The organism is Pseudomonas sp. LBUM1648, assembly GCF_059716145.1.
The window spans coordinates 367,184-385,580 of record NZ_CP166808.1; the positions used below are offsets into that span (position 1 = coordinate 367,184).

An 18,397-nucleotide genomic window follows, 5' to 3' on the forward strand; every position below is an offset into this window, starting at 1 on the left:
TCCAACAGGTTTTTTGCGGTGCTTGCTGATTCGAGTCAGACCAGAATCGAGGTACCAGTCATTTCTGCCGGTTTTTCCAGGCCCAGCAGTTTCAGCATGGTCGGCGCCACGTCCGCCAGTACGCCGCCTTCACGGATCTTGAGGTCACGCTTGCCGACATAAATGAACGGCACCGGCTCGGTGGTGTGCGCGGTGTGCGCCTGGTGGGTTTCTTCATCGGCCATTTTTTCGACGTTGCCGTGGTCAGCGGTGATCAGTGCTTCGCCATCGACCTTCTCCAGCGCTTCGACGATGCGGCCGACGCAGGTGTCGAGGCATTCAACCGCCTTCACTGCCGCGTCGAACACGCCGCTATGACCAACCATATCGCCGTTGGCGTAGTTGACCACGATCACGTCGTAGCGCTGGTTTTCGATGGCATCGACGATGCGGTCGGTCACCTCAGGCGCGCTCATTTCCGGCTGCAGGTCGTAGGTGGCGACTTTCGGCGACGGGATCAGAATGCGCTCTTCGCCCGGGAACGGTTCTTCGCGACCGCCGGAGAAGAAGAAGGTCACATGGGCGTATTTCTCGGTTTCAGCGATGCGCAGCTGGGTCTTGCCGTTTTTCGCCAGGTAGTCGCCCAGCACGTTTTCCAGGCTGCCGGCGGCGAAGGCGCAAGGCGCGGGAATGCTCGCCGCGTATTGGGTCAGCATGACGAAACCGGCAAGTGCAGGCTGGCGTGCGCGCTCGAAGTCGTTGAAATCGTTTTCGACGAATACGCGGGTCAGCTCGCGGGCGCGGTCGGCGCGGAAGTTCATGAACACCACGGCGTCGCCGTCTTCGACTTTCACCGGCTCGCCGATGGTGGTGGCTTTGACGAATTCGTCGCTCTCGCCGCGAGCGTAAGCGGCTTCCAGGCCTTCCTGAGCGGTGGCGGCGTTGTATTCGCTGTTGCCGTCGACGATCAGGTTGTACGCCTGAGCCACGCGGTCCCAGCGGTTGTCACGGTCCATGGCGAAGTAGCGGCCGACGATACTGGCGATGCGGCCCTTGCCGAGTGCCTGGAACGTCGCGTCGAGCAGTTCGATCGACGACGCGGCGCTTTTCGGTGGGGTGTCACGGCCATCGAGGAAGGCGTGCAGGTAGATTTTTTCGGCGCCGCGCTTGAAGGCCAGTTCGGCCATGGCGATCAGGTGGTCCTGGTGGCTGTGCACGCCGCCATCCGACAGCAGGCCCATGAAGTGCACGGCTTTGCCCGCAGCCACGGCTTTATCCACAGCGGCGCAAATGGTCGGGTTCTCGAAGAACTCGCCGTCGCGGATCGATTTGGTCACACGGGTGAAGTCCTGATACACCACGCGACCGGCACCGAGGTTCATGTGGCCGACTTCGGAGTTGCCCATCTGACCGTCCGGCAGGCCGACGTCCATGCCGCTGCCCGAGATCAAACCGTTCGGCACTGTGGCCCACAGGCGATCCAGCACGGGCTTCTTCGCCGCGAAAACGGCATTCGATTCGGGGCTGTCGCTGTGACCGAAGCCGTCGAGAATGATCAGGACCAAAGGTTTAGGCGTGGTAGTCATGGAATCCACTCGTGGCTAATAAAGAAGAAGGCGATGGAAAAGGGAGTTGGAGTTTAAAGCCAAGTTCAATCCACGTCACCGCCGGACGGGGTTTGGCCCACCATAGGGGCTGTGTATACTGGCCGACATTTTAACGCCCTGGAACCTCCTTCGATGGTTGCTCACCTGATTGAATTTGCCACTAACCACTACATTCTTGTCGGTATCTTCGTCGTACTGCTGGCTCTGCTGCTGGCGCACACGATGCAGGGCGGCGGTAAAAGCCTGAGCACGGGCGAGCTGACCGCGCTGGTCAACAAAGAAGCAGGCGTGGTGGTGGACATCCGTCCGGCCAAGGATTTCGCTGCCGGCCACATCGTTGGCGCGATCAACATTCCTCAAGACAAGCTGGCCGCGCGCACTGGCGAGCTGGAAAAACACAAGGCCAAGACCATCATTCTGGTCGATGCACTGGGCCAGACCGCCGGTACCCACGCCCGCGAACTGATGAAGACCGGCTTCACCGCCGCCAAGCTGTCCGGCGGGATCTCCAGCTGGAAAGGCGACAACCTGCCGTTGGTGAAGTGATATGAGCGAAGTCATCGTCTACTCCAGCGATTACTGCCCTTATTGCTCGCGAGCCAAGTACCTGCTCGAGAACAAAGGCGTGGCCTTCAAAGAGATCAAGGTCGATGGCAAGCCGCAGGTGCGCGCCGAAATGACCCAGAAGGCCGGCCGCACATCCGTGCCGCAGATCTGGATCGGCAGCAAGCACATCGGCGGTTGTGACGATTTATATGCCCTGGAGCGCGCCGGCAAGCTCGACGCGCTGCTCAAGGCCTGAACGGCTGCACCCACGTACAGCAATCCCTAAAGACCCAAGATCAGAAAGGATCTGAGATGACTGACCAACAGAACACTGCAGCCAGCGAAGAAGAAACCGCACCGCAATTCTCCTTGCAGCGCATCTACGTACGCGACTTGTCCTTCGAAGCCCCGAAAAGCCCGGCGATTTTCCGCCAGCAGTGGGATCCGAGCGTCGGTCTGGATCTGAACACTCGCCAGAAAGAGCTGGAAGGCGATTTCTTCGAAGTCGTGCTGACCCTGTCCGTTACCGTGAAAAACGGCGACGAAGTGGCCTTCATCGCTGAAGTGCAACAGGCCGGTATCTTCCTGATCAAGAATCTGGACCCGGCTTCGATGAGCCACACCCTGGGTGCGTTCTGCCCGAACATCCTGTTCCCGTACGCTCGTGAGACTCTGGACAGCCTGGTGACCCGTGGTTCGTTCCCGGCGTTGATGCTGGCTCCGGTGAACTTCGACGCCCTGTACGCGCAAGAGCTGCAGCGCATGCAGGAAAGCGGCGAGACGCCAACCGTTCAATAAACGGTCTGAGCAACAACGAAAAAAGCGCCGTAACAGGCGCTTTTTTCTTGGCTGATCGTTCCCACGCAGAGCATGGGAACGATCGGTCAGGGGCTTGCGTGTTATTTGAAGTCGTTTTGGCGCCACGCTTCGTACACGGCCACTGCCACGGTGTTGGACAGGTTCAGGCTGCGGCAGCCTTCGCGCATTGGCAGGCGCAAGCGTTGTTCGGCGGGCAGGGCGTCCAGTACCTCTGGCGGCAGGCCACGGCTTTCCGGGCCGAAGATGAACGCATCGCCCGGGACGAACGCGGCATCATGAAACGGTCGCGAGCCCTTGGTGGTGAAGGCGAACAAGCGCGGGTTGCCCAGGCTTTTCAGGCAACTGGCGAGGTCGGCGTGGCGTTGCAGCGTGGCATATTCGTGGTAATCGAGACCGGCACGACGCAAGCGCTTGTCGTCCATCTCGAAGCCCAGCGGTTCGATCAAATGCAGGTGGCAGCCGCTGTTGGCGCACAGCCTGATAACGTTGCCGGTATTCGGCGGAATTTCTGGTTGAAAAAGGATGACGTGAAACATGCACGGCTCCGAAGGTAAAGATGACGCGCATTCTACGCCGCAAACGGACTCGCGTTCGAAACTATTCCCACGGGTGATCGGTTCGCTGGCGATTGTCGGACTGATGATCGGTTTGATGATTGGTCGCCTGACCACGCCCGACCCGAGCGTGCTGCAGCAGATCGAGGCGACTGACGGCGGTCTGGTGGTCTGGTTCAACAACGAGCCGAAGCTGCACGGTGAAATCATCGACGGCACGGTGGCGCTGTTGTTCCAGGCTGAGGGCAAGGCGCAGAAGGGCCAACTCAAGCTCAACGGCAAGGACGTTAATTGGCGGACGCGAGTGAGTGATGGCGGGTTGTTGCTGACGGTACTGGCAGCGCGGCCGCTGCAGGGTGACTGGGCCGGGAGCGAGGTCGATGACCGCTGGCGGCTGGAGATCCATCTCCGGGAGCAATAAAAGCGGGAATCCCTGACCTGCCTGTATCAGGGTTCCCAAAAGGCTGGACTGCGCGATGGCGTCAGTCCGGTGTAAAGAGGGAACCCCCGGCCTGCCTGTACCAAGGATCCCAAAAGGGTGGGCGCATCCGTTGCGGTGTGAGCCCGGTGTAAAGAGGGGAATCCCCGGCCTGCCTGTACCAAGGTCCCCGAAAGGGTGGGTGAATCGAATCACCTGTAAGAGGTATTGCAGGGGGCGTGCCAGCTTTTTACGGATTGAAACAAAAACCGTCTTCAGAAATGCGAAAGCCCCGGAATACGGGGCTTTCGTGTTTATAAAGTTTCAGTTTTCAAGTGATTTGGTGTCGGATTTTGAACCGCTCGCTGTGCGCGATAGCGGGTCAAAGTGCCTTATGGTGGTGCATGCGAAAAAAGATCGCTCAGGTGTTGAGGTCGAACTCAACCCTCATCCCCTTCATCATCATCCCCACCATCGACCTTCATCCCCAGTTCCTTGATCTTGCGCGTCAGGGTATTACGCCCCCAACCCAGCAACACCGCGGCATCACGACGACGCCCGGCGGTATGTTTCAACGCCGTTTCGATCATGATCCGCTCAAACGCCGGCACTGCACTGTCGAGCAGACTCGACTGGCCACGCGCCAACGCCTGATCCGCCCACTGGCGCAACGCCTGCTCCCAGTTGGTTACTGGCGCCGAATCCTGCGGCAGGCTCAGCAGTTCCGGCGGCAAGTCACTGATGTGTACTTCGCGCCCGGAGGCCATCACCGTGATCCAGCGGCACGTGTTCTCCAACTGGCGCACGTTGCCGCCCCACGGCAGATTCTTCAGGTATTCCTCTGTCTCGCTTTTCAGCAGCTTCGGCTCGACCGCCAATTCCTGCGCGGCACGGCTGAGGAAGTGCTTGGCCAGGGTCGGGATGTCTTCACGACGATCCGACAAGCGCGGGATGTGGATGCGGATCACGTTTAGGCGGTGGAACAAGTCCTCACGGAATTTCCCGGCGTGGACCAGTGTTTCCAGATTCTGGTGGGTCGCGGCGATGATCCGTACGTCGACCTTGACCGGAACATGACCACCGACGCGATAGAACTCGCCGTCGGCCAATACGCGCAGCAGACGGGTTTGGGTATCCGCCGGCATATCGCCGATCTCATCAAGGAACAGCGTGCCGCCGTCGGCCTGCTCAAAGCGGCCGCGACGCAGGTTGGCCGCGCCAGTGAACGCGCCCTTCTCGTGGCCAAACAGTTCGGATTCCATCAGATCCTTGGGGATCGCCGCCATGTTCAGCGCGATGAACGGCGAGGCCGCGCGCGGGCTGTGGCGGTGCAGGGCGTGGGCGACAAGTTCTTTACCAGTGCCGGATTCGCCGTTGATCAGCACGGTGATGTTGGAGTGGCTCAAGCGGCCGATGGCGCGAAACACTTCCTGCATCGCCGGCGCTTCGCCGATGATTTCCGGAGTGCGAGTCAGCGCTGGCACCACTTCCAGGCCTTGCTGTTCTTGCGCATGCTGATTGGCGCGCTTGACCAGCGAAACCGCCTCATCAACGTCGAACGGCTTGGGCAGATATTCGAACGCGCCGCCCTGATAAGAGGCGACAGCGCTGTCCAGATCGGAGTGAGCGGTCATGATGATGACCGGCAGCCGTGGGTGCTGCTCGCGAATCCGTGCCAACAGGTCCAGGCCACTGGCACCCGGCATGCGGATGTCGGAAATGATCACGTCCGGTTGCTGACGGGCCAGACGACTCATCACGCCATCGGCGCTGTCGAAGCTCTGGGTGGTCATGCCTTCCTGCTGCAAGGCTTTTTCCAGAACCCAACGGATAGAACGGTCGTCATCGACGATCCACACAGTTTCACTACGGCTCATGTCGATGTGGCTCCTTGTTCCAGTGGCAGAAAGATCGAGAAGGTGGTGTGGCCTGGGTGGCTGTCACACTCGATCAGGCCCTGGTGCTGGCTGATGATGTTCTGGGTAATGGCCAGGCCCAGCCCGGTACCGTCCGGACGGCCGCTGACCATGGGAAAGAAAATGGTTTCCTGGAGTTCCGCCGGAATGCCCGGACCGTTGTCGATGATCTCGATCTTGGTCACCAGACGATGGCGGACGTGGCCGATGGTGAACTGACGCATGGTCCGGGTACGCAAACTGATGCGACCCAGGCGCAGCTCGTTCTGGCTGCTGATCGCCTGCATCGCATTGCGCACAATGTTCAATACGGCCTGAATCATTTGCTCGCGGTCGATCAACACGTCGGGAATGCTTGGGTCGTAATCGCGCACCAGCGTGATGCAGCCCTGACTTTCCGCTTCGACCAGTTGGCCGACGCGTTCGAGCACTTCGTGAACGTTGCACATAGCCAGCGACGGCAACTTGTTCGAACCGAGCATGCGGTCGACCAGATTGCGCAGACGATCGGCCTCTTCAATGATCACGTTGGTGTAGTCGCGCAGGCTGTCTTCCGGCAGTTCGCGGGCCAGTAGTTGCGCCGCGCCCCGAATACCTCCTAGGGGATTCTTGATCTCATGGGCGAGGCCGCGAACCAACATCTTGCTGGTTTCCTGCTTCGACAACTGCGCCTCTTCCTTGGTGATCCGCAGCAAGCGGTCACGCGGGTGGACTTCCAGCAACAGCATGGTCGCGCCATTGCTGAGGATCGGCGTCACCGCGTAATCCACGGTCAGGGTCTGGCCGGTGAGGGCGGTGAGCATCGCTTCGCGCTTGGTGAATGGATGCGCCTGTTCCACTGCCTGGCGCAAAGAGTTGAGCGCCTCGGTGGATTCGGTGAACAGCTCGCTGATGAACTGCCCATGGCTTCGCTGACCGCTGATGGCCAGCAGCATCTCTGCCGCCGGGTTCATGTACTCAAGGCGCAATTCGGCGTCGAGCAGAATGGTAGCGGTGGTCAGGTTGTCGAGCAGCAAACGATGAATTGCGTCACTTATAGTCATCAGAGCCTCTTTTGGGGGCGGAGCGTGCGCAAGAAGCAGGCGTCGTTAAACGGAAAATGCAAAAACCAAACCAAGGCTCCGAAAAGAAGCGCTCAACCCATGAAACAGGCGTTTGACGCTCGTTTGCGTGGCAGTTCGCCAGCGCTTGCGGGTACTTTCGAACCAAAATGGGTTGGAATGTGTGAAGAGTGCAGCTTGTTGCACCAATATAGTGCGCAAAGCTGATGGGCGTTAGAAGAAACGCAGGAAAGGGTTTTTCGGTTCCTCAGGTTTGTCTTTAAGCGGACATTCCGGGCGGACGCCGTAATCGTCCGTTGTGCAGGGTTTGACCTGGCGCTTCTGCGCCAGCGAGATGCGCAGCATGTGGAAGGGCTGATTAGCAGTGCGTTCGACGGTGCGGCCCTGCGCATCGAGAATCTCGACCGAAAGGCTGTGGCTGCCACGGTCGATATTGCTCAACGGGAACACCGGGCTCAGGCCGGGCTTGCCGGTGGCCTTGCCGTCCAGCAACAGGCGATAGCGATGGCCTGCTTGCAGGCCCGGCTCGCTGGTCACGCTGACGATCACTTCGCCGGCGCTGCTGCGAATGGTTGCGTCAGGCTCGGGCACCAGAACACGGAGCATGTCGTAGTGGAACAGCGGTTGCTCCGGAGATTTTTTCGCCGTGGTGATCGGCGCGGCGCCGGTTGGATTGGCCGACATTCGGTTGCTGGTCGCCAGCGGCACTCGCTTGGCGTTACCACGCGGCTGGTCGGTGTAGACGCGATTGCCCTGCGCATCGACGTAAGTGAACACCTCTGCCGAGGCTTGCAGTGCCGTCAGTGCCAACACGGCGACCAGCCATTCGCGGATCATGGCTTGTGCACCCGCTGCACGGTAAAGACCACTGGCGGACTTTGCTGAATGATCATCTGACCATCGATCACCTGCACTGCGAGTCGATGATCACCTCGGTCGACGTTAACCAGTTGCAGGATCGGCACGTTGCTCGGCTGGCCGTAGGGTTGATCGTCGAGCAGCAGTCTTAATTGATGCGGCGGTTGCAGGCGCGGCTTGATCAGCACGTTGACCGTGAATGTGCCGTTGTTCGCGCGCAGGGCTTCCTCGGTGGGCAGACCGGCGAGCTCGAGGATGGCGTAGGCATTACGCGGCGGCTCCCGGTTGTCGGAGGTTGGCGCGGCGGGTGCGCCTGGTGACTGAGGCTCGACCGTGTTGAGCGGCGGCAACTCCACCGACTGCGCGTTTACGCCGTCCGGCGAGTGATCGCTGTACACCGTGTTGCCGTTGGCGTCGGTGTACTTGTAGATCTGCGCGGCGGCGGGCAGGGCGATCAGCAGCAGGATGTAGAGAAAGGTGCGACCCATGAACTCGACCGGGGAAGAAAACGATGGGTTGCAGCATAGGTCAGGTGCGGCAGTTGTCCCAACTCAGGACGCATTTTGCCAAGCATTACTGAAACCTTTCATACGCCTCAGTTTCCACAGAACTCATCGTTTGCCATAAAGCCGTGTCTAGTCCTGAAATAGGTTTACACCTGTTTCAGCCTCAAAACGCCCGATGCACCGCATCGGGCGTTTTGTATTTCAGCGACAGATGAGGCCGCTCGTTGTTATAGATCTGCACCGACTCGTCCACCATCCGGATGGCCTCTGCAAAATCTTTGGGGCGATGCAGCAATAACTCGTTTTTCAAAATCCCGTTCACACGCTCAGCCAACGCATTTTGGTAGCAGTCGTAGCCATCGGTCATTGAGCAGGTGATGCCGTATTTGGCATGCAGCCGCTGATAAAGCTCGGAGCAGTATTGGACGCCTCTATCCGAGTGATGCACCAGGCGTTGCTCCGTTGTCCGCTGCCTGAGGGCTTTGTTGAACGCCTGGATCACCGATTCGGTGTGCAAGCTTTCATGGACATGGTGCCCCACGATTTTTCGAGAGTACGCATCGGTGATCAAACTCAGATAAGCCACACCCGTTTGCGTCGGTAAGTAGGTGATGTCCGCAACCCATACTTGCTCTGGCGCCTTGGCGACTACCTGAATCGGTCCATCTTTGAGCAGGTTTGGATGCCGGCGAAAGCGATGATGGCTGTCTGTCGTTTTGTGATACGCCCGTCTGCGGGGAACCAGTTCGCGCCGATCTCGCAAGATATCGAATAAACGGTCTCGACCAACCTTTACGGACACTTCTGGCTCAGTGCGCATTAGATTGTGAAGTTTTCGGGTGCCAAGGCGCGGCTGCCTAAGTCGCTTTTCCCTCACGAATCCCATCACTTCCTGGGCATGACGGGCCCGGGCATCACACGCCCGGTTGCGCTTGTAATAAGCCTGACGGGAAATCCCCATGAACTGGCAAGCCCTACTGATGCTCAGGCCTTGGATCTGCCCTTGGGAGAGGACTTGCCGGATCGCTTTTTTACGACAGAAACACCGAAGTCGTTCTTCAAAACGTCAACGACGGCCTCGAAAAACTGAGCTTTCTGGTTGGCTTGGGCAAGCTTTTCTTCAAGCTCTTTGATTCGCTGTTCGGGTGTCAGGGGTTTATCGGGCTCATCCATGGAACGGGGTCTCTTGGAGCGAATGGACGCGCCTTGACTCCAGTCCTGCCGACCATGCCTGCGTAACCAGTTCAGTACGGTCGTTTTACCCTGAATGCCATAGCGCTCTTGAGCCTCTTTATAACTCAACTCGCCTTTTTCGACCTGATCGACGACCGACAATTTAAAGGTCAGCGTGTAATCACGCTGACTGCGCCTTTCTCCCGTATTCATTACTCCCTCCTGAGAATGGGTCAGAAGGTGTAAACCTTATTCAGGACGGGACACCGAGCAATAAAAGAGGCCTCCCGAAGGAGGCCTCTTTTTGTCACGCCGCTTAGCGCGGCGCTACCGGATCAGCAGCTGTAGTACAGCTCATATTCCAGTGGGTGTACGAAGGTGCGGACCTTGATTTCTTCTTCGGATTTCAGCGCGATGTAAGCGTCGATGAAGTCGTCGGAGAACACGCCGCCCTTGGTCAGGAACGCACGGCCCTTGTCCAGCTCTTCCAGGGCTTCTTTCAGGCTGCCGCAAACTTGTGGGATCTCTTTCGCCTCTTCAGGCGGCAGGTCGTACAGGTTTTTGTCAGCGGCATCGCCTGGGTGGATCTTGTTCTGGATACCGTCCAGGCCGGCCATCAGCAGTGCTGCGAAAGCCAGGTACGGGTTGGCAGCCGGATCCGGGAAACGTGCTTCGATACGACGGCCTTTAGGGCTGTTGACGTAAGGAATACGGATCGAGGCGGAACGGTTACGAGCCGAGTAGGCCAGCATGACCGGAGCTTCGAAGCCTGGCACCAGACGCTTGTACGAGTTGGTAGCCGGGTTGGTGAAGCCGTTCAGGGCCTTACCGTGCTTGATGATGCCGCCGATGAAGTACAGAGCGGTTTCGGACAGGCCGGCATAGCCTTCGCCAGCGAAGGTGTTCTTGCCATCTTTGGAGATGGACATGTGTACGTGCATACCCGAACCGTTGTCGCCGTACAGCGGCTTCGGCATGAAGGTAGCGGTGCGGCCGTAAGCGTCGGCAACGTTGTGTACAACGTATTTCAGAGTCTGAACTTCGTCAGCTTTCTTCACCAGGGTGTTGAACTTGACACCGATTTCGTTCTGACCGGCAGTCGCCACTTCGTGGTGGTGAACTTCAACGGTCTGGCCCATTTCTTCCAGTGCGTTACACATGGCAGTACGGATTTCGTGGTCGTGGTCGAACGGCGGAACCGGGAAGTAGCCACCTTTGACGCCTGGACGGTGACCCTTGTTACCACCTTCGATGTCCTGGTCTGACATCCACGAACCTTGTTCGGAGTAGATTTTGAACATCGAGCCGGAGATGTCCGACTTGAACTTCACTTCGTCGAAGATGAAGAATTCTGGTTCTGGACCGGCGAAGACGGTGTCACCGATACCAGTGGTCTTCAGGTATTCCTCGGCGCGGTGAGCGATGGCGCGCGGGTCGCGATCGTAACCTTGCATGGTCGACGGTTCGATGATGTCGCAGACCAGGATCAGGGTCGCGTCTTCGGTGAACGGGTCGAGAACGGCAGTTTCGTCGTCCGGCAGCAGGATCATGTCGGAGGCTTCGATGCCTTTCCAGCCAGCGATGGAGGAACCGTCGAACATCTTGCCGACTTCGAAGAAGTCGTCTTCCAGCGCATCGCGAGCCGGCATGGTCACGTGGTGCTGAGTGCCTTTGGTGTCCGTGAAGCGCAGATCAATCCACTTGACGTCATGATCTTTGATGAGTTGAACCGACTTCGACATAGTGTCCTCCGGGTGAATTAGGGCTGGTAGTGGATGCCCTTAATAGTGGTGATGCCGGCGCGAATACTCTGCCAAGGCAACCTGCCTCACAAGGGAGCAAATTGCATGCCAGTGCCCCAGCATGGGTTTTTTGCCCCAAATTCACGCTTATAAAGGTGCAAAGTGGCCTGATGGTGAAAATCTCGCCCTCTAATGTAGCGTCTTAATCCATAAATGACCCGTTTTGGTGCGCGCAAAACCTTCTGCACATTAACTGGTTAAACCTTGAGCAATTTCCGCTATAATCCGCGCCCCCCTTTTTCGGCTGGCCCTGCGCGCGCTGTTTTCATGAAACTAATCGTAAAAGTCTTCCCCGAGATCACCATCAAAAGCCGACCTGTCCGGACGAAATTCATCCGCCAGTTGGCCAAGAACATCCGCGCCGTGCTCCGCGATCTGGACCCGGCTGTGGTGGTGAACGGCGTGTGGGACAACCTCGAGCTGGAAACCCGCGTTACCGACCCCAAAGCCTTGAAAGAGATGGGTGAGCGCCTGACCTGCATGCCGGGCATCGCGCACTTTTTGCAGATCGACGAGTACCCGCTGGGTGACTTCGACGACATCTCCGAAAAGTGCAAACAGCACTACGGTGATGCACTGGCCGGTAAGGTTTTCTCGGTGCGCTGCAAACGTGCAGGCAAGCACACGTTCAGCTCGATGGACGTCGAAAAATACGTCGGCAGCAAGCTGCGCCGTGAGTGCGGTGCCGCCGGCATCGACCTGAAAGCACCGCAAATTAAAGTTCGCATGGAAATTCGCGACAAACGGTTGTTTGTCATCCACAGCCAGCACAACGGCATCGGCGGTTATCCGCTTGGTGCGTTGGAGCAGACGCTGGTATTGATGTCCGGCGGCTTTGATTCGACCGTTGCGGCCTACCAGATCATGCGCCGCGGCCTGATGGCGCACTTCTGCTTCTTTAATCTGGGCGGGCGTGCCCACGAATTGGGCGTGATGGAAGTCGCGCATTTCATCTGGAAGAAGTACGGCAGCTCGCAACGCGTGCTATTTGTCAGTGTTCCGTTCGAAGAAGTGTTGAGCGAAATTCTCGGTAAAGTCGATAACAGTCATATGGGCGTCGTATTGAAGCGTATGATGTTGCGCGCGTCCTCCGCGATCGCCGACCGCCTGCATATCGATGCGCTGGTCACCGGTGAAGCGATCTCCCAGGTTTCGAGCCAGACGCTGCCGAACCTGTCGGTGATCGATTGCGTGACCGATAAACTGGTCCTGCGCCCGCTGATCGTCGCCCACAAGCAGGACATCATCGACACGGCCAACGAGATCGGCACCGCCGATTTCGCCCGGCACATGCCGGAATACTGCGGCGTCATCTCGGTCAATCCGAAGACCGCCGCCAAGCGTGGCCGCGTTGAGCACGAAGAGAAAGAATTCGACATGGCGGTGCTCGAGCGTGCGCTCGCCAACGCCAAACTGGTCGCGATCGATCGAGTCATCGACGAATTGGGCCAGGATTTGCAGATTGAAGAAGTCGGCGAAGCGCTGGCCGGTCAGATCGTCATCGACATCCGTCACCCGGATGCCGCTGAAGACGAACCGCTGGAGCTTGCCGGCATAGAGGTACAGACGATGCCGTTCTATGCAGTGAACGCACGTTTCAAGGAACTGGACCCTACTCGCCAGTACCTGCTGTATTGCGACAAAGGCGTGATGAGTCGCCTGCATGCCCACCATTTGCTCAGTGAGGGGCATGCCAATGTGCGCGTTTATCGACCGAGCTAAGTGCCCGGGGCTGTTTGCCTGTGGCCTGCGTCACCGGCCCCCCGACACCGCCGTCAAGCTGTAACGGCCATGCCGGACACTACTGCTAATCGCTGCCAAGACTTGTCAGCAAACCGAATCCTCTGATCGAGATACACAAGTGATCGAAAATCTACGCAACATCGCCATCATTGCCCACGTTGACCACGGTAAAACCACCCTGGTAGACAAACTCCTGCGTCAATCCGGCACTCTGGAGCGCAACGAGCTCAACGACGAGCGCGTGATGGACTCCAACGACCAGGAAAAAGAGCGCGGTATTACCATTCTGGCGAAAAACACCGCCATCAACTGGAACGGCTACCACATCAACATCGTGGACACCCCGGGCCACGCCGACTTCGGCGGCGAAGTTGAACGCGTAATGTCGATGGTTGACTCCGTTCTGCTGCTGGTTGACGCTCAAGACGGCCCTATGCCGCAAACCCGTTTCGTGACCAAGAAGGCTTTCGAAGCCGGCCTGCGTCCGATCGTGGTCATCAACAAGGTTGACCGTCCAGGCGCGCGTCCGGACTGGGTTCTGGATCAGATCTTCGACCTGTTCGACAACCTCGGTGCTACCGAAGAACAACTGGACTTCCAGGTTGTTTACGCCTCGGCCCTGAACGGCATTGCCGGTCTGGATCACACCGCCATGGCTGAAGACATGACCCCGCTGTACCAAGCGGTAGTCGATCACGTTCCAGCGCCAAAAGTTGACCGTGAAGGTCCGTTCCAGATGCAAATCTCGGCACTGGACTACAACAGCTTCCTGGGTGTTATCGGCGTTGGCCGTATCGCTCGTGGTAGCGTCAAGCCGAACACCCCGGTTGTTGCTATCGGTGCCGACGGCAAGAAGCGTAACGGTCGTATCCTGAAGCTGATGGGTCACCACGGTCTGCACCGTATCGACGTTGAAGAAGCTTTCGCAGGCGATATCGTTTGCGTCAGCGGTATGGACTCGCTGTTCATCTCCGACACCCTGTGCCACCCGGACACTGTCGAGGCGATGAAGCCTCTGACCGTTGACGAGCCAACCGTTTCGATGACCTTCCAGGTAAACGACTCGCCATTCTGCGGTAAAGAAGGCAAGTTCGTGACGTCCCGTAACATCAAGGACCGTCTGGACAAAGAGCTGCTGTACAACGTTGCTCTGAAAGTTGAAGAAGGCGACACCGCTGACAAGTTCAAGGTTTCCGGCCGTGGTGAGTTGCACCTCTCGGTACTGATCGAAACCATGCGTCGCGAAGGCTTCGAGCTGGCCCTGGGCCGTCCGGAAGTGATCATTCGTGAAGTGAACGGCGTCAAGCAAGAACCGTTCGAAAACGTGACCATCGACATCCCTGAAGATTCGCAGGGCAAGGTCATGGAAGAGATGGGTCTGCGTAAAGGCGACCTGACCAACATGGTTCCGGATGGTAAGGGCCGTGTTCGTCTGGAATACAACATCCCTGCTCGCGGTCTGATCGGTTTCCGTAACCAGTTCCTGACCCTGACCAACGGTGCTGGCATCCTGACCTCGATCTTCGATCGCTACGACACCGTCAAGTCGGGCCACATGTCCGGCCGTCAGAACGGCGTTCTGGTATCGGTTGAAACCGGTAAGGCTCTGACCTACTCGCTGGAAACCCTGCAGGCGCGTGGCAAGCTGTTCGTTGAACACGGTCAGGAGGTCTACACCGGTCAAATCGTCGGCCAGAACAGCCGCGACAACGACCTGGGTATCAACCCAACCAAAGGCAAGAAGCTCGACAACATGCGTGCTTCGGGTAAAGACGAAACCATCGCTCTGGTTCCACCAGTGAAGTTCACTCTGGAACAGGCTCTGGAATACATCCAGGAAGACGAGCTGTGCGAAGTTACTCCTAAGTCCATCCGTCTTCGCAAGAAGATCCTGGACGAAAGCGAGCGTACCCGCGCTGCCAAGAAAGCCAAGATCTAAGTAATTAGTTCAGGCTGAATGAAAACGCCCCCGGTCGAGAGACCGGGGGCGTTTTTGTTTGTCTGGGGTTTGATGATCTCGTTCCTACGCTCTGCGTGGGAATGCCTCAACGGACGCTCCGCGTTCGGCTTTTTGGGACGCAGAGCGTCCCGGGCTGCGTTCCCACGCGAAGCGTGGGAACGATCAGCATCAGAACTTCTCGATCGCCCGGAAATTCTGCACCCGCTCGACTTCCTTCGGCTTGTAAGCGCAGTATCCCGGGCGCGGGCCGATTTTCGGGTGGTTGCGGCAGGTGTCGGGGCGCTTGTCATAAATGGTGCACAGGCGGCTCTTACGATCCAGGTAGTAGCAATCGTTGTTGCTCATGCGCTGGAGGGTGAAGATGCCCGACTTCTGATTGAAGCGCTCGACCAGCCCTTCCTTTTGCAGGCGCTTGGCGATGTTCTTCGGCGGATCGCCCAGCTCGAATTCATCGACCACGCCGATGCGCACCAGATCCTTGATCTTCACCTCGACCGGCAGCGTGCAGCAGCTGGAGATACAAGAGCCGCACATCGGGGCCGAATATTTGGCCCACGTATCGAGACGATCGATCTCGGCGGCGGCAATCAGGTTGGGCTTCATCATCGGGAGTTACCAGGCGTGTGTGCATCAGGGCGCGCGATCATACCGGGACTGGTGGATTTTTGAACAACCTTTCGCCAGATTTTTTCTGCGTGCGGCCAATCGGTTGGACAAATCGGCACGGCCCCTGCATTCATTGGGGCAGATGCCAAGCGTTTGCCGGGCTATCTCACAGTCCCGGGAAAAACTGCCGAACCAGAGCCGTTACCGTCGGTCAGACCGTCTAGGCTCAGACAATTCCCCGCTCGCCCGAGGTCCTATCGATGACTCAAGAACCACTAGTTCGCGAAGCAGAGGTGGCCGCATTTCGCGACGCCGTCCTGACCAAACTCACCTACGCGGTGGGTAAAGACCCCGATCACGCCTTCGACCATGACTGGTTCGAAGCCATTGCCCTGGCCGCGCGAGATCACATGGTCGAGCACTGGATGGACCACACCCGGCAGATCTACCGCAAAGGTCAGAAGCGGGTGTATTACCTCTCGCTGGAATTTCTCATCGGCCGGCTGCTCTACGACAGCCTGAGCAACCTCGGCCTGCTCGACGTCGCGCGTGAAGCCCTGACCGAGCTCGGTGTCGATCTGGAGCGCATCCGTCTGCTGGAGCCTGACGCGGCGCTCGGCAACGGCGGCCTCGGACGACTGGCGGCATGCTTCATGGAAAGCATGTCGACCCTCGGCATCGCCGGCCACGGTTACGGCATTCGTTACGAGCACGGCTTGTTCCGGCAGGCCATCGTCGATGGCTGGCAACAGGAGCAGACCGAACACTGGCTGGATTTCGGCAACCCGTGGGAGTTCGAACGGCCGGAAGTTGTTTATTCCATCGGCTTCGGTGGCAGCGTTGAAACCGTCACCGATGCCAGCGGCAAAACCAAACAAGTCTGGTCTCCCGCCGAAACCGTCCGCGCGATTGCCTACGACACGCCGGTAGTCGGCTGGCGCGGGGCGAGCGTCAACACCTTGCGCCTGTGGCGTGCGCGGGCCATGGAAGATTTGCACCTTGAGCGCTTCAACGCCGGTGACCACCTCGGGGCCGTTGCCGAAGTGGCCCGCGCCGAAAGTATCTCGCGTGTGCTTTACCCGGCGGACAGCACCGAGGCCGGGCAAGAGTTGCGCCTGCGCCAGGAATACTTCTTTGTCGCCGCGTCGTTGCAGGATTTGCTGCGTCGCCACCGCAACATGCACACCTCGGTGTTGACCTTGGGCGATCATGCCGCGATCCAGCTCAACGACACCCACCCCTCGATTGCCGTCGCCGAATTGATGCGCCAACTGGTCGACGTCTACGACGTGGCCTGGGATGCGGCGTGGCAAGTCACCGTCGACACGCTGTCGTACACCAACCACACGCTGCTGCCGGAAGCGCTGGAAACCTGGCCGGTAGGTTTGATGGAGCGCATGCTGCCACGGCACATGCAGATCATTTACCTGATCAACGCCCAGCACATCGACTCGCTGCGGGCCAAGGGCATCCACGATTTCGACGTGCTGCGCGCGGTGTCACTGATTGAGGAAGACAACGGACGCCGGGTGCGCATGGGTAACCTCGCATTCCTTGGTTCGCACAGCGTCAACGGCGTGTCCGGATTGCACACTCAACTGATGCGCAGTACGGTGTTCTCCGAGTTGCACAAGCTGTATCCGGAGCGGATCAACAACAAAACCAACGGCATCACTTTCCGCCGCTGGTTGTATCAGGCCAACGCCGAGCTGACCTCGATGCTGGTCGATGCCCTCGGCCCGGACTTGCTCGACAACCCTGAAGAGCGCCTGCTCGATCTCGAACCGTTTGCCGAGAAACCCGCGTTCCGAAAAGCCTTCGCCGAGCAACGCCTGCACAGCAAGAAGGCCTTGGCCTATCTGATTCACGAGCGGCTGGGGATCGCAGTCAACCCGGCGGCGATGTTCGACGTCCAAGTCAAACGGATCCACGAATACAAACGCCAGTTGCTCAATTTGCTGCACACCGTGGCGCTGTATCAGGCGATTCGCGCCGAGCCGGAAGTCGACTGGGTGCCGCGCGTGAAGATCTTCGCCGGTAAAGCGGCGGCCAGTTATCACCAGGCCAAACTGATCATCAAGCTGACCAACGACATCGCCCGGGTGGTGAACAACGACCCGACCGTGCGTGGCTTGCTGAAAGTGGTGTTCCTGCCCAACTACAACGTCAGCCTGGCGGAGAGCATTATTCCGGCGGCAGACTTGTCCGAGCAGATTTCCACCGCCGGTTTCGAGGCCTCGGGCACCAGTAACATGAAGTTCGGCCTCAACGGTGCGCTGACCATCGGCACCCTCGACGGCGCCAACGTGGAAATGTGCGAGCGCATCGGTGCCGAGCACATGTTTATCTTCGGCCTCAGTGCCCAGCAGGTTGAAGCGCGCAAACAGAACCACGAGTTCAGCGCGGCGCCGGACATCGCTGCGTCCCATCGCCTCAACGACGTGCTGCAAGCGATCCGCAGTGGCGTGTTCTCGCCGGATGACACTTCGCGCTACACCGGGTTGATCGATTCGCTGGTGGACTACGACCGCTTCCTGGTCTGCGCTGACTTCGACTCCTACTGGGAAGCACAGAAGCGCGTCGAAGAGCATTGGCACGACAGCAACAACTGGTGGCGTTCGGCGGTGCTCAACACTTCGCGAATGGGCTGGTTCTCCTCTGACCGGACGATTCGCGAGTACGCCACGGATATCTGGAAAGCGCTGGAGTAACTTTCCGCTCGGCTCGATATACTGGCGCCCCGGAAAAGATCGCAGCCTTCGGCAGCTCCTACACAGGTCATGTGAACCCCTGTAGGCGCTGCCGAAGGCTGCGATCTTTTTCGATCAGGCTGCGCTAATCTTCCCGGA

The 18,397-nt window shown here is 58.6% G+C and carries 16 protein-coding genes; 7 read left to right on the forward strand and 9 right to left on the reverse strand.

The window, feature by feature from the left end; translation table 11 throughout:
- Window positions 1-35 precede the first annotated feature (35 nt).
- The gene (gene gpmI / locus ACA043_RS01670; RefSeq protein ID WP_497658499.1) at window positions 36-1,565 is read right to left on the reverse strand and encodes a 2,3-bisphosphoglycerate-independent phosphoglycerate mutase; all 1,530 of its coding nucleotides are present in this window, start codon (window positions 1,563-1,565) and stop codon (window positions 36-38) included.
- Window positions 1,566-1,718: 153 nt separating this feature from the next.
- On the opposite strand from gpmI, the gene ACA043_RS01675 reads away from it, so the two are divergent.
- From ACA043_RS01675 to secB, 3 genes are read left to right on the forward strand one after another with little or no spacing between them, the layout of a single operon-like run.
- Window positions 1,719-2,132 (forward strand): rhodanese-like domain-containing protein, encoded by a 414-nt coding sequence (locus tag ACA043_RS01675; protein WP_187678872.1) that lies wholly within the window; start codon window positions 1,719-1,721, stop codon window positions 2,130-2,132.
- 1 nt (window position 2,133) lies between these two features.
- The gene (gene grxC / locus ACA043_RS01680; protein ID WP_038359971.1) at window positions 2,134-2,388 is read left to right on the forward strand and encodes a glutaredoxin 3; all 255 of its coding nucleotides are present in this window, start codon (window positions 2,134-2,136) and stop codon (window positions 2,386-2,388) included.
- A gap of 56 nt (window positions 2,389-2,444) precedes the next feature.
- On the forward strand, window positions 2,445-2,930 hold the full coding sequence (gene secB / locus ACA043_RS01685) for a protein-export chaperone SecB (protein WP_095190086.1): 486 nt from the start codon (window positions 2,445-2,447) through the stop codon (window positions 2,928-2,930).
- 101 nt (window positions 2,931-3,031) lie between these two features.
- Here secB and ACA043_RS01690 read toward each other — a convergent pair whose 3' ends face one another.
- The gene (locus tag ACA043_RS01690; RefSeq protein ID WP_497658500.1) at window positions 3,032-3,487 is read right to left on the reverse strand and encodes a tRNA (cytidine(34)-2'-O)-methyltransferase; all 456 of its coding nucleotides are present in this window, start codon (window positions 3,485-3,487) and stop codon (window positions 3,032-3,034) included.
- Here ACA043_RS01690 and ACA043_RS01695 point away from each other — a divergent pair.
- Entirely contained in the window at window positions 3,486-3,926 is a 441-nt protein-coding gene (locus ACA043_RS01695) for a hypothetical protein (protein WP_497658501.1), read from the forward strand. The two genes, ACA043_RS01690 and ACA043_RS01695, sit on opposite strands and share 2 nt — an antisense overlap.
- A gap of 437 nt (window positions 3,927-4,363) precedes the next feature.
- On the opposite strand, the gene ntrC is transcribed toward ACA043_RS01695, so the two are convergent.
- From ntrC to glnA, 6 genes are all read right to left on the reverse strand, one after another.
- On the reverse strand, window positions 4,364-5,800 hold the full coding sequence (ntrC, locus tag ACA043_RS01700) for a nitrogen regulation protein NR(I) (protein ID WP_003220781.1): 1,437 nt from the start codon (window positions 5,798-5,800) through the stop codon (window positions 4,364-4,366).
- Entirely contained in the window at window positions 5,797-6,882 is a 1,086-nt protein-coding gene (glnL, locus tag ACA043_RS01705) for a nitrogen regulation protein NR(II) (RefSeq protein ID WP_187678868.1), read from the reverse strand. Before glnL ends, ntrC begins: the two co-directional genes overlap by 4 nt.
- 231 nt (window positions 6,883-7,113) lie before the next feature.
- Window positions 7,114-7,737 carry a DUF4124 domain-containing protein gene (locus ACA043_RS01710; protein ID WP_401267806.1) on the reverse strand — a complete coding sequence of 208 codons (624 nt, stop codon included), beginning with the start codon at window positions 7,735-7,737 and terminating at the stop codon, window positions 7,114-7,116.
- The gene (locus tag ACA043_RS01715) at window positions 7,734-8,246 is read right to left on the reverse strand and encodes a DUF4124 domain-containing protein (protein ID WP_401267809.1); all 513 of its coding nucleotides are present in this window, start codon (window positions 8,244-8,246) and stop codon (window positions 7,734-7,736) included. The genes ACA043_RS01710 and ACA043_RS01715 overlap by 4 nt, the downstream gene beginning before the upstream one ends.
- Window positions 8,247-8,427: 181 nt before the next feature.
- Window positions 8,428-9,650, reverse strand: a protein-coding gene (locus tag ACA043_RS01720) for an IS3 family transposase (protein ID WP_123367138.1) whose coding sequence is annotated in 2 segments (ribosomal slippage) — window positions 8,428-9,299 and window positions 9,299-9,650 — 1,224 coding nt in all. Because the reading frame shifts where the segments join, the coding sequence is not laid out codon by codon here.
- A gap of 122 nt (window positions 9,651-9,772) precedes the next feature.
- On the reverse strand, window positions 9,773-11,179 hold the full coding sequence (glnA, locus tag ACA043_RS01725) for a glutamate--ammonia ligase (RefSeq protein ID WP_150604017.1): 1,407 nt from the start codon (window positions 11,177-11,179) through the stop codon (window positions 9,773-9,775).
- A 327-nt stretch (window positions 11,180-11,506) separates the two neighbouring features.
- On the opposite strand from glnA, the gene thiI reads away from it, so the two are divergent.
- Complete coding sequence (gene thiI, locus ACA043_RS01730) at window positions 11,507-12,961, forward strand: tRNA uracil 4-sulfurtransferase ThiI (RefSeq protein ID WP_497658502.1); 1,455 nt, start codon at window positions 11,507-11,509, stop codon at window positions 12,959-12,961.
- Between the two features lie 139 nt (window positions 12,962-13,100).
- Window positions 13,101-14,921: a translational GTPase TypA gene (gene typA / locus ACA043_RS01735; RefSeq protein WP_489879706.1), complete on the forward strand. Its 1,821-nt coding sequence runs from the start codon at window positions 13,101-13,103 to the stop codon at window positions 14,919-14,921.
- A 189-nt stretch (window positions 14,922-15,110) separates the two neighbouring features.
- Here typA and ACA043_RS01740 read toward each other — a convergent pair whose 3' ends face one another.
- Complete coding sequence (locus ACA043_RS01740; RefSeq protein WP_064117051.1) at window positions 15,111-15,548, reverse strand: YkgJ family cysteine cluster protein; 438 nt, start codon at window positions 15,546-15,548, stop codon at window positions 15,111-15,113.
- Window positions 15,549-15,808: 260 nt separating this feature from the next.
- Here ACA043_RS01740 and ACA043_RS01745 point away from each other — a divergent pair, with 260 nt between their 5' ends.
- Complete coding sequence (locus ACA043_RS01745) at window positions 15,809-18,259, forward strand: glycogen/starch/alpha-glucan phosphorylase (RefSeq protein WP_187678863.1); 2,451 nt, start codon at window positions 15,809-15,811, stop codon at window positions 18,257-18,259.
- The last annotated feature ends 138 nt before the right edge of the window (window positions 18,260-18,397 follow it).